General features: G+C 62.9%; 9 protein-coding genes and 1 pseudogene. 5 read left to right on the top strand and 5 right to left on the bottom strand.

Features of this window, described 5'->3' with window-relative positions; translation table 11 throughout:
- The first annotated feature begins 159 nt into the window (after positions 1-159).
- A complete protein-coding gene (locus Q0O95_RS05405; RefSeq protein WP_293696157.1) occupies positions 160-4,032 on the top strand; it encodes an AAA family ATPase in 3,873 nt (1,290 codons plus the stop codon).
- Positions 4,029-4,244: a hypothetical protein gene (locus tag Q0O95_RS05400; RefSeq protein ID WP_293696155.1), complete on the top strand. Its 216-nt coding sequence runs from the start codon at positions 4,029-4,031 to the stop codon at positions 4,242-4,244. The genes Q0O95_RS05405 and Q0O95_RS05400 overlap by 4 nt, the downstream gene beginning before the upstream one ends.
- 32 nt (positions 4,245-4,276) lie before the next feature.
- Here the strand turns inward: Q0O95_RS05400 and mscL are convergent, their stop codons facing one another.
- Positions 4,277-4,663, bottom strand: a complete 387-nt coding sequence (mscL, locus tag Q0O95_RS05395; RefSeq protein WP_293696153.1) for a large conductance mechanosensitive channel protein MscL — start codon at positions 4,661-4,663, stop codon at positions 4,277-4,279.
- Positions 4,664-4,710: 47 nt separating this feature from the next.
- Between mscL and Q0O95_RS14090 the strand changes: the two genes are divergently transcribed.
- Positions 4,711-4,845 carry a hypothetical protein gene (locus Q0O95_RS14090; protein ID WP_366516447.1) on the top strand — a complete coding sequence of 45 codons (135 nt, stop codon included), beginning with the start codon at positions 4,711-4,713 and terminating at the stop codon, positions 4,843-4,845.
- A gap of 14 nt (positions 4,846-4,859) precedes the next feature.
- Here the strand turns inward: Q0O95_RS14090 and Q0O95_RS14085 are convergent.
- Both Q0O95_RS14085 and Q0O95_RS05385 read right to left on the bottom strand, forming a co-directional pair.
- Positions 4,860-5,000 (bottom strand): annotated as a pseudogene (locus tag Q0O95_RS14085) (FmdB family zinc ribbon protein); the annotation flags it as partial.
- Positions 5,000-5,590 carry a 5-formyltetrahydrofolate cyclo-ligase gene (locus Q0O95_RS05385; protein WP_293696149.1) on the bottom strand — a complete coding sequence of 197 codons (591 nt, stop codon included), beginning with the start codon at positions 5,588-5,590 and terminating at the stop codon, positions 5,000-5,002. The pseudogene Q0O95_RS14085 and the gene Q0O95_RS05385, both read right to left, overlap by 1 nt.
- Before the next feature lie 30 nt (positions 5,591-5,620).
- Here Q0O95_RS05385 and Q0O95_RS05380 point away from each other — a divergent pair, with 30 nt between their 5' ends.
- Both Q0O95_RS05380 and Q0O95_RS05375 read left to right on the top strand, forming a co-directional pair.
- Positions 5,621-6,289, top strand: coding sequence for a GNAT family protein (locus tag Q0O95_RS05380; protein ID WP_293696147.1), 669 nt, complete (start codon positions 5,621-5,623; stop codon positions 6,287-6,289).
- Between the two features lie 70 nt (positions 6,290-6,359).
- On the top strand, positions 6,360-7,421 hold the full coding sequence (locus tag Q0O95_RS05375; RefSeq protein WP_293696146.1) for a hypothetical protein: 1,062 nt from the start codon (positions 6,360-6,362) through the stop codon (positions 7,419-7,421).
- Between the two features lie 255 nt (positions 7,422-7,676).
- Here Q0O95_RS05375 and Q0O95_RS05370 read toward each other — a convergent pair whose 3' ends face one another.
- Positions 7,677-10,193 carry an ABC transporter permease gene (locus Q0O95_RS05370; protein WP_293696144.1) on the bottom strand — a complete coding sequence of 839 codons (2,517 nt, stop codon included), beginning with the start codon at positions 10,191-10,193 and terminating at the stop codon, positions 7,677-7,679.
- Positions 10,190-11,236 (bottom strand): ABC transporter ATP-binding protein, encoded by a 1,047-nt coding sequence (locus Q0O95_RS05365; protein WP_293696142.1) that lies wholly within the window; start codon positions 11,234-11,236, stop codon positions 10,190-10,192. The genes Q0O95_RS05370 and Q0O95_RS05365 overlap by 4 nt, the downstream gene beginning before the upstream one ends.
- Positions 11,237-11,293 lie beyond the last annotated feature (57 nt).

Genomic DNA, 11,293 nt, shown 5'->3' with positions numbered 1-11,293 from the left:
CACGCGCGGCCCCACAGCTCTTCGCCGCGGGGTTTGGGTCGGAATTCGTGCAGAATAGCGACCCAAAGCCCGCTCCGAACGTCGACGCCCGTACAGTGTTTTTGCCGATCATCCGCCAGTCATGCGACCTTTGCTAGCACGCGCGTATACCCTGGGCGCGTGCACATCGACAACGACCAGCCACGCGACCCCCGTTTCGAGGGTGACGATCGCGAGGCAACTGCAACCGACGAGACCGAAGTGACGGCCGCGGAGCAGAGCGTCGATGACCAGGCATCGACCGACACCGTCGCGGAAGCGGACGAGGTCCAAGAGAGCGCCGAAGGACAGGAAACGAGCGAAGGCGCACAAGGAGACACCGAGTCAGCGGCCGAACCGATCGAATCTCATGCCGAAAGTGCCCAGTCGGCCGAGTCTTCTGCCGAACCGGCCGAGGAAGCCGCCGACGCACTCCCGCGCCGCGTGCGAACAGGCTGGAACACGTGGCGCCACGAGATCGCCACGATCGGCGGGCGTTCGTCATTGCTGCGCTTCGTCGACACGACGGCAACGCGCATTGAACTCTCCACCACGCACCCTGGCGGTCTTGCCCAGTTCATCATCGGCAAGCCGACGCTGCTGTCGAACCTGATTCGCGACGACCTGGCGCTGCGGGCGGCCCGCGGGGCAGCTGCGGCCATCCTGTCGAAGGGTGTCGAACTCGCCGCCGCGCGTTCGATCGACGCGGTGCACCTCGCGGTCGGTATCGCGCAGGTGCCGGGAGAGCCGCACGACATCGATGCGCCCGTGTTGCTCCGTCCACTTGTGATTCGCCGCAGGGGCCGCGACTTCGAGCTGCAGTTGCGGGGGCGCGCGTACGTGAACCCTGAGCTCGCCCGAGTGCTTCGTGACGACCACGGTATCGAGTTGGATGAGCAGGAACTCGTATCGCTCGCTGACGATCGGGGAGCGTTCTCGCCGAACCCGGTGCTCGACCGGCTCCGCGAATACGCCGTGCACGTGCCAGGATTCTCGGTCGAGCCGCGTGTGCTCGTGTCGATTTTCGCAGACGTCGCGACGGCGATGTCGAATGACCTGGCAATCGAGTCGCATCCGGTTCTGGATGCCGTCGCCGGCGAGGAGATCGCGACGTCGAGGTTGCGACAGCTGCGCGCCGAGCCGGATTTCGTGCCCCAGGACGAGCGGTCGCCGGAGACGGATCGGCTCGTGCTCGATGCTGACAGTGAACTTGAGAAGGTCGTTGCAGAAGCACTTGCCGGTAACTCTGTCACGGTGAATGCGCGCCCCGGCACCGGCTCCACGCAGACGATCGTGAACCTGATCGGTGCCCTGGTGGGGGATGACCGACGCGTTCTCGTTGTGAGTCCGCGTCGCGCCACGACGGCCGCGATCGTGGATCGTCTCTCGGAGGCGGGGCTACCGGGTCTCGCCGTTTCGGAGTCGAACCTGCGGCGGGATCTCATCTCGTCGATCGGACGCAGCGAGAAAGCCAAGGAGCCGGACGTCGCCGATATCGACGATGCGCTCGTGCGGCTCCGCAAGGTGCTCGGGGATTACCGTGCAGCGCTCCGTCGAGTCGACCCTGAACTGCAGGTATCGGTCGTCGACTGCCTCAGTGAGCTGTCGAAGCTGGCCATGCTGCCCGTGCCGCCGCAGACGCAGGCGCGCCTGTCACGCGAGAGCATCGCTCAGCTTGCCGACAAGCGACAGCACGCAGCGCAGACGATGGCGGAAGCGGCTTCACTGGGAGAGTTCCAGTACAGCAAGAGCGACACCCCCTGGTACGGCGCGAACTTCGACAGCGACGGGGATGCCGATCTCGCGTTCGAAGACGCGCAAACGCTCGCCGGCGGCGAACTGGACGAGTTGCTCGAGCAGGCGGAGGAAGTGCTCGGGGCGACCAAGATTCAGCAGTTCGAGACGTTCGAGCAGCTGACCGACCAGATCGATCTGTTGATAGAGATCCGTGAGAGCCTCGAGGTGTTCCACCCGTCGATCTACGACCGGCCCATCGGAGAGCTCGTCACTGCCACGGGTTCCCGCCGAGACGCCAACGCGGCACTCGGCGGGATGCAGCGTCGACGCCTCAAGAAGCACGCGCTCGAATACGTGCGCCCCGGAGCTCGCATAACCGATCTGCACAACGCGCTCGTGCGTGTGCAGCGGCAGCGGAAGCGCTGGAACACGCTGACGCCCGACGGAGCCGTGCCGGCCATCCCGAGCGGTTTGCGGGCTCTCGAAGAGCTGCACGCGCGCGTGCTGGGCAGACTCGAGCGTATCGGTGACGCGCTCAAGAGCGACTACCGTGATGCGATCACGATGGATCTCGATGCGCTGCGTGAATGGATCGACTCGCTCGCTGCGAACTCGGACGCACTGACGAATATCCGCGAGCGGTCTCGGCTCATCGCGTCGCTCGAGGAGCTCGAACTCGACCCGCTGTTCCGCGATCTTGCCGACCGCAAGGTGCCGGTGGAGCAGGTCGAATGCGAACTCGAACTCGCGTGGTGGCAGTCGGCGCTCGAGACGCTGATCGGTTCGCAGCGTGCGCTGCTTCGCGGTAATACGCAGGTGCTGAGCCGGCTCGAAACCGACTTCGCGCTCGTCGACGAAACGCACGCAGCGGCATCGAGCGGGCGTCTCGCCTGGCAGCTCGCCGAGCAGTGGCGTCTCGGCATCCGCGACTGGCCGGACGAGGCGAAGGCGCTGCGCACGATCATCAAGTCGGGCTCGGTCGACTCTGCATCGCTTGCGGCGACGGCGCCGCACCTGCTGCGTCCGCTAGCGCCCGTGTGGCTCGCCTCGCCGTACAACGTGCACGAAGTTTCGCACGATGTTCCTTTCGACTGCGTCATCATCGCCGATGCGGGCTCGGTGACGATCGCGGAGGTCGCGGGCGCCATCGCCAGAGCGCCGCAGGTTGTCGCGATCGGCGACGCGGTCACGCAGGCCCCCAGCGCCTTCGCAATCGGGATCAGCGCGATGGGCGTGCGCAAGGATCCAGGGATGCCCGAGCCCGGTGAACTGGGCGACGAGTCGGCGCTATCCCGGCTCATGGAACTGCTGCCGACGCTCGAGCTGTCGCGCACCTTCCGCACGGGTGGGCACGACCTGCTCGGGCTCATCAACGAACGCTTCTACGATGGCGCGATCGAGTCGCTGCCGTGGGCTGGGACGTATCTCGGGCATCCATCCGTCTCGGTCGAAACGGTCGAGGACGCGTGGGGGCTGCCGAAGCCCGGCGCTGCCGAGATCGAGAGCCCGGATGCCGAAATCGATAAGGTACTGTCTCTAGTCGCGCAGCACGCGAGGACGCGACCGAACGAGTCGCTCATGGTTGTCACGGGTAACGAGCGGCACGAAGCACGACTGCAGCAGGCGCTCGTGCAGCAGCTCGGGCAGAATCCGTCGATCGCCGATTTCATCTCTACCGAGACGGATGAGCCCTTCGTCATCGCCGACTTGACGCACGCGATGGCGCTTTCGCGAGACCGCGTGATCTTCTCGGTCGGCTACGGACGCTCCAAGTACAGCAAGAACGTCGACTTCGGCCCGCTCGGCAAAGAGGGCGGAGAGCAGTTGCTGGCGATCGCGCTGACTCGCGCCAGGCGTGCGCTCACGATCGTTGCCTCGTTCGACGCTGCCGAGCTCGATCCCGACAGCGTCGAGCACGGTGCTGCCCAGTTGCGGGAGATCCTGTTGGATGTCGCGACTCCCCAGCTCGCTATCGAACCCGGCGAGAGCGACCCGCTCATGACGGACCTCGCCGATCGACTCCGTGTCTTCGGGCTGGACGTCACGCTGAACTATCGGGGACTGCCGCTCGTCGTCGCGAACGGTGGAGTCTGCGCCGCTGTCCTCAGCGATCACGAACAGAGCGATGATTCGTTACGCCACAAGCTGCGTATCGAGCCGGAGATGCTTCGGCGGCTCGGCTGGCACACGATGCGAGTCCACGCTTTCGAACTGTTCACCGACCCGGAAGCCGTCGCGGCGCGTGTCGCCGAGATGGTCGGCGTCGATGCGCAGTGAGCACTGACCGCGAAGAAGACAACGGTCGCGGCCGGCGCCCAGCGGACGGGAAGCAACGCGACGCTGCCGAGCCTCGCATCCGTCGCAGGGGTCGCAGGGTCACGACGGAACCGACTTCCGGGTACATCGGTGAGCCCGCCGCGGAGCAGCGGGAGGAAGCCGGTGAGAACGACGAACGCCTCCGGCAGGACAAGCCGCCCCACTGGGGCTGATAGTCCCGCCGAAGGCGTCGTCTGCGGTGTAGTTAGCCGGCCCGGCCGCCCTGTTGGGCCTTGAGCAGCTCGCGGATGTCCTGCAGGATCTGCTCCGGTGTCTCCGGGTCTTCCTCCGGCACGATGCCGCGACGGCGGTCGGCCGTCTCGCGCATCTTCTGGATCGGCAGCACGAGTACGAAGTAGACAACGGCAGCGACGAGAATGAAGCGAATGACCGCGGCGATCACCTGGCCGATCAGGATCGGACCTGCCGTGACCTCTTCGATGTCTTCGAACCCCCCGAGCATGGCGATCAACGGCTCGATGACGCCCTCGACGAACGCGTCGACGATGGCGCCGAACGCTCCACCGATAACAACGGCGACCGCGAGGTCGATCACGTTGCCCTGCATTATGAATGCTTTGAAGCCCTTCATTGCAATCCCTTTCTCTGTGGGTTCGAGATTACTCGGATCCGGTCGATTTGGAAGTAGAAGTTGCCGGTGCAGCGGTTTTCGTCGATGTCGAGGAGTCGCCGCCGCCGGAGGTGCTGCTCGACGATTCGCTCTTCACCGACTTCACGCTCGAAGCGCTCGATGACCTTGAGTCGGTGCGGTAGAAACCGGGGCCGTTGAAGGTCACGCCGATCGAGCCGAACTGTTTGCGCAGGCGGCCGCCGCATGCGTCGCAGACGGTGAGGCTGGCTTCACTGAACTCCTGACGGATGTCGAAGCTGCGACCGCAGTCGCGACAGGAGTACGCATAGATGGGCATTAATTCGTCTCGATTCGATGGATGCCGGAGGGAGTTACGACGCCTACAACGGGATGATCGTGCGGTTCACTCGGGACAGTGGTCAGGAATTCTTCGTCGTAAACGAGGGCATAGGCCGGTGGTAAGTGTTCCATCGACCCCAGTAGCTTGTCAAAGAATCCACGCCCCCAGCCCATGCGCATCCCTTCGCGGTCGACGGCGGAGGCGGGCAAGATGATGAGATCGGCCTCCTCTATCGCGATCGGCGGCAACACGTCACCGCCCGGCTCCGGGATACCGAACTCGCCTTCTATCTCGGTCTCGTCGTACTCGGCCCAGTCCATCAGCCCGTCCATGCGGCTGATGGGGAGGAGGACGCGGATGCCGTTCTGCATGGCCCAGTCGAGGTACGGTCGAGTATCCGGTTCCTCTGGCGTAGAAAGATACGTCGCGACCGTGGTCGCCTCGTGCTGTTGCGTTACCTCGATCAAGTGCTTCGTGATTTCGGGAGCCAGTGCTTGTGCTCCGTCGACACCGCGGGTTCTTCGGCCGTCGCGAACTTTCTGTCTCAGCTCTCGTTTCTGGGCGACGGGGTCAGCATGCTCGGTCATGCAGCAATCCTATGGGCGTAGGCTCAAGTCATGTTCGATTTCGCCCCACGGTTGGCGCACGGCCGTGTTGTTGTGCGTCCGATCCGGATGCGGGATGCGCGTGCACTCGAGCGGGAGCTGAACGGCAACCGCGCATGGTTGCAGCAGTGGGAAGCACAGCTGCCGGGAACACGCCCTCCCACATCCTTCGACGCGAAAGCGACCATCCGAGGGCTGCTTGAGGGAGCAAGAGCGGGAACCGGTATGCCGTTCGCGATCGAGGTCGACGGAGAATTCGCCGGTCAGCTGAATGTGTCGGGCATCACCTGGGGCGCTGTTCAGGGCGGGATGCTCGGCTATTGGGTTGCGGAACGCTTCGCAGGCGAGCAGGTAACGCCGACCGCGACGGCGCTCGTGACCGACTACGCGCTCTCGGACGGTCGACTGCATCGCATGGAAGTGTGCATCCGACCGGAGAACCTCGCTTCGCTGCGCGTCGTGGAGAAACTCGGCTTCCGATACGAGGGGTTCAGGAAGCGCTTCATCTTCATCGACGGCGATTGGAGAGATCACCTGTGCTTTGCGCTCGTGAGAGAGGAACTTGCAGAGCCTGTTTTGCAACGGTGGCTCGCGGGGCGCGTGCCCGAGTTCGATCGGCGGGTGTATCAGCTTCCCATCGGCACGCAGCAACCGGCGTCTAGCACAGACAACCGACATTAAAAAACTTCATCTTCGACTTGCGGCGGTGCGCCTCCAAGCCAGGCGCGGTTCGCGAAGTACCGTGCTCAGCATGGACTTCACCGCGGGCATCGGCACAAGCGCCGTTTTCGTGCTCGCCGCGATCGTCTGGCTGGCGTATTTGGTGCCCGTGTGGGCGAAACACCGCGAACTGAGCACCGCAGAGATCGAAGCCGCGAGACTGCAGCGCACCTTGCGTGCGCTCTCGGAAACCACCGAGGCCGGAAAGGCGTTGGAGGTCGACCTGCGGGCAAAAGACATTGCCCGGACCCGCAAGCTCATGGAGAAGGAAGTGCGGCTCCGGGAGGCTCGTGCGCGCGCTGACGCGGTTGCGAAAGCGCGCGAGATCGACGAGCAGATCAAGAAGATTGAGCGGGAGGTCAAAGTGGTCGTGCGAAGCTCCACCACTCGAATGGCGCGATTGCGTCGAACGAAATTGGCGTGCACGCTGACGGCGGCGGTAGCGCTTGCGGGGCTTGCTACGGGCATCCTGCTGCCGGGTCTCTGGCTGATGGCTGTCGCGGCAGGTGCCTTGCTGCTGGTCGCGATCGCGGGTCTGGTCATGGTGAACCGTTCGTCGCGTCGGGTATCGCGCGTCGCAAGCGCTGCTCGGCGCGAGACCGACACCGTCTTGCGAGAGACCGGTGCCGTCGAGGCGAAGGCAGAGCAGGCGCCCAAGGCAGCGCAGCAGCCCAGTCGGGCTTCTGCGGCACGGGAGGAAACCGAAGAGCACATGCGCTCGCGGTCCTGGACGCCAGGGAACGTGCCGCCGCAGCGCTCAGCGGCGCAGAGTCGCGAAGAATATGCGGCGACCATGGCGGAGCGGATTCAGGAAGCCATTCGACGCGAAGTCTCCGAACAGGGTAGGGCGATGGGTCCGCAGGAATCGTTCAACGACCTCATGGGAGTCGATGAGCTCGACGCCCGTATCGCAGCCTCCGCAAGCTATCCGTCGCACGCCACCGGTGCTTCGCACTCAGCACCGGTGAAGAAGGCCGCACGCCGCACGGATGCCGCGCCCACGGTCGCGCCTTCGCTGTCGGAAGTGGATGCCCGCGAGGATGACGAGATGGCGTTCGACGTTCGCGCCGCGTTCGCGAGACGCCTCGGGTGATTCTGTCGTCGGCCATCGCGATGCACGAAAGGCGCGGATTTCACGAAAGACAGCCCATCGGTCAGTCTTCCGTGCACAACCGGCAGTAGCTCGGTCTTTCGGGTATGACTCCGCTCGCGTATGCCGAACCGGTCGAAGCGCGTAATGAACCGTACGGAGCCGAGCCGAGGCTGCCGGGCGAACAGGGTGCGGTCGTAGCTTTTCGAGATGCTCGCCAGCTCGTCCGCACCGTAGCGCGTACCGGGCTGCGGTGGGCTACTCATGAACCATCGAATCGATCGGGGCCGACTGCAGTAGCCTTCGAGTCTGGGTCATCACGGCCAGGTAGGCGATTGCGCACACGATCGTGACGATTACTGGAATAGCCCACAATGGACCCTGCGGCCACGGGCGTCCGAGCAGGCCCTGGCCCAACAGCACGACTGCAGGTAAAGACAACGCGAGCCCCGCGGTCGTCGCCATCACACATATCAAACGCACTTCCTTACGCATCATGGATTTCACCTGCTTCCCAGTTGCGCCGATAAGTCTGAGTAATCCGAATTCGGATTTACGTCGTGCAGTCGCGGCCACCAACGTGTTCCCGCCAGCCATCACCACGTAGCCCAATAGAACGAGGGTCAGCGCCAGATTGACCCACCGTTCACCGGAGACACCCCCGTTGCCCTGAGCCATGCTCCCATGGGCATCAACACCCGGGCGAGGCTCGGCCCATTGCTGGATCGCTGTCGAGCTGCCGTTGGTGAGAACGGCGTCATACATGCGATCGCCGGTATGGCTTTCCAGCAGCTCGGTGCTGGTCACAATGGGTCCGTATCCGAATACTCGTTCATAGGTGGCTATGAGTTTGGGGGAAACCCGGCTTCCATCATCAGTGATGAGTTCGACATGATCGCCGGTTGAAATGCCCAGGAACCGCGCACGCTCAGCCTCCATAGCGAACGATTCGGCATCGAGCAGCCCGATATCTCCCTCTACGATTCCGAGGTCGACCACCGCTGTAGGGTCTTGACTGAACGCGGTAACGGCAAGCTCCTCGGCGCTTTCCCTGCCGTCGGAATCGTAGGTACGCAGCGCAGTGGTGGATATAGTGCCGACTGCATCGGTGACCTCGTCCGTACCCAAGAGATCTTCACGCTGGGACTCTGAAAGTCCACCCACCGCTTCGGCCGTCACGACTGCTGAGGCACGATTACCCTCCTGGAGGTCTGCTTCGCGTACGGCACCTTCGGTGGTCGTAACGAAAAGCTGCATGAGGCCGAGTGCGATGGCCAGCGCCAGAACCGCAAACGCTCCGGAGGTCCTGACTGCATAAGAATGGCTGTTGTAGGCCGCCAACCAGCGGGTCACGGCACCGTTCTTGCTCCGTGAGGCGCGAGCACCGGTGTAGCCTCGCACGAAGGCGGGCCCTGCCATAGCCAGCCCTATGCACCCCAGAAGGACGACCGAGCTAGAAGAGATGAACGCAGCCTCAGAGCGTGTGAACAACGGAACCAAGGCCGAGATCAGGCACAGAAGAATCAGCGTCGAACCGATCACCGTCCTCACGCTGGAGGTCTTCTTGGGTTCGATCCGGGATTCCGCAATCGCCTCGGTTGGATTCAGTCGCGAGACCCGGAGCGCGGCGAAACGTGCAGCAAAATTCACAGCAACAAGCATCAATACTGCAGTTGCCAACCCCGGCACTGGAGCGAAGGAAAGCGGCAGTGTCGGCGGAATAATACCGGCAGAGACGAGCGAGTTCGCGAGGAACCCCACGATCAGATAACCCCCGGCGATACCGGCTGGCAGAGCCGCAACCGTTGCGAAGCTCGCTTGTGTGGCCACCAGCCACCGCACTTGTCTGGACGTCGCCCCCGTTGTTCGAAGAAGAGCGACTTCACGTCGCTGCTGGTTGACTGAGACAGCGATGGCCGCGCAGACGATAAACCCCACGGTCATCACCAATGTCCCACCGAGACTCCCTGTCAGCGCAATGAGCAGCCCGCGTGCTGGCCCCGACTCGATATGAGCCACATCTCCTCGGGCCTCCCCAGTGGAGATCTGCAACGGCGAGTCGATGAACTCCTGTTCAAGAGATGCTGCAAGTTGATCACTGTCGACTCCGTCTGCTGCGGTGATGCCAATAAAGTCGAACCACTCGGATCCCCCAGAGAGATCAGAGGCAACGTGGTCGGGGAAATATGCGTTCTGACCTGGCACCTCGAGGACGGCGGTGACTTCAAGTTGCTCCGGTTCGCCCGCGACGATGAAGTCCTGCTGGTCACCCACACTAACCTCCAGGGCCGTGGCCAGTTCCTGGCTTAGCGCGACCTGATTCTCCCGAATAGGTTCTTGCCCGAGCAGCGCAGGTGAGCCCAATAGGCCGAAACTCCAGTTGGCGCCAGTTTCTGCCGGAGCAGTCGATGTCGGTAGCAGCTCACCAGTGGGGGAGACGGGTACTACATTGATTCCGATGCGGCCGACTGCTTCGTCCACGTCGAGCCGATTGAGCAGCTGATCTTCAGTCTCAGGATCCACTCCAGAACGGTGGGGCAAGGCGATATCTAGATTTTGCTCCCGGACGAAATGTTGCGCTCCGGAGACGACGACGTCGGTCTGCGCCAAAGCACCCACCGGAGCGTTCGAGACGATTCCAGATTGCATCAGTACCCCTGTTGCGGAGACCATGATGGCGCCCCCACCAACAGCGAAAGCGATCATGAGCATGGCACCTATACGCTGACGGGCCATGCGCAACGCGAGGGGAAGCATTCTGCGCATGCTTTTCATTGCGCTTCCTGCCTCAAGAGCTCATGTGCGACCTTTTCAGGAGAGGGTTCGCTGATGACGTTGGTAATCGTGCCGTTGGCCATAACAACAGCGTTGTGAGCCCGCGCAGCAGCTGAGGGGTCGTGGGTAACTAACACCACGGTTTGCCCGAGGGAATCGACGAGTTCTCGCAGCACATCAAGTACCTGGCTCGCAGTGCGGAGATCCAGTGCTCCGGTAGGTTCGTCGGCGAACACCACATCGGGCTTGCTAGCCAGTGCCCGTACGATGGCCGCCCGCTGCTGTTGGCCACCGGAAAGCTGAGAGGGCAGGTGATGAAGATGCCCTGTGAGCCCCACACGTTCGATCAGCTGGGCGAGGTGATCCTGGTCGATAGGTCTGCCTGAAAACCTGGCTGGCAGGGTGATGTTCTGGGCAACGGTCAATGAAGCAACAAGGTTGTAGGACTGAAAGACGAAGCCGATGCGTTCGCGGCGAAGCAGGGTACGACGCGTCTCGGAAAGCCCCGATACTTCTGTGTCACCGATATGTATGGTGCCGCTTGTGGGAGCATCCATTGCCGCGGCGCAATGCAGTAGCGTGCTCTTCCCTGACCCCGAGGGGCCCACGATCGAGGTGAACCGACCTGCTGGAATGTCCAATGTCACTGCGTCTAGTGCTCGCGTTCGGGAATTGCCACGTTCGAACACCTTCGTCACGTCGTTGAGTCGCAGTGCCACATCCGCACGGACGTGCTGATGTCCGCGTTCGACGTGCCGATGTCCATGGTCTGAAGGTGCGAGTGAGTTCATCGGCGCCTTTTCCTCAGGAAATCGGCGCTTTCTTCTTAGGAACCGGAGGAAGATGATGAAGGCGACGCCAATAGCGACGAAGCCAAAGACGATCGCGACCGCGCTGTGGCCAAGAAGATTCAGGACAACGTTGAGCCCCGCCGCCACTGCAAGCAGAATCCACAGAAGACGGTGAACGACAAGTCGGAGGGTGTTCTCAGCGTTCTGCTCAGGGTTCTCGTGGTGAGGAGGTATCTCGGATGATTCTTGCACAGGTACTCCGTCGGGTTGAGTATGACCACTACAACTCCGACACTATGAAGTATCGGA

Source organism: uncultured Agrococcus sp. (genome assembly GCF_945915485.1).
In the GTDB taxonomy this organism is placed as follows: Bacteria; Actinomycetota; Actinomycetes; order Actinomycetales; family Microbacteriaceae; genus Agrococcus.
Note: the sequence above shows the minus strand (reverse complement) of the source record. Positions and strands in the feature narration are given on the sequence as shown.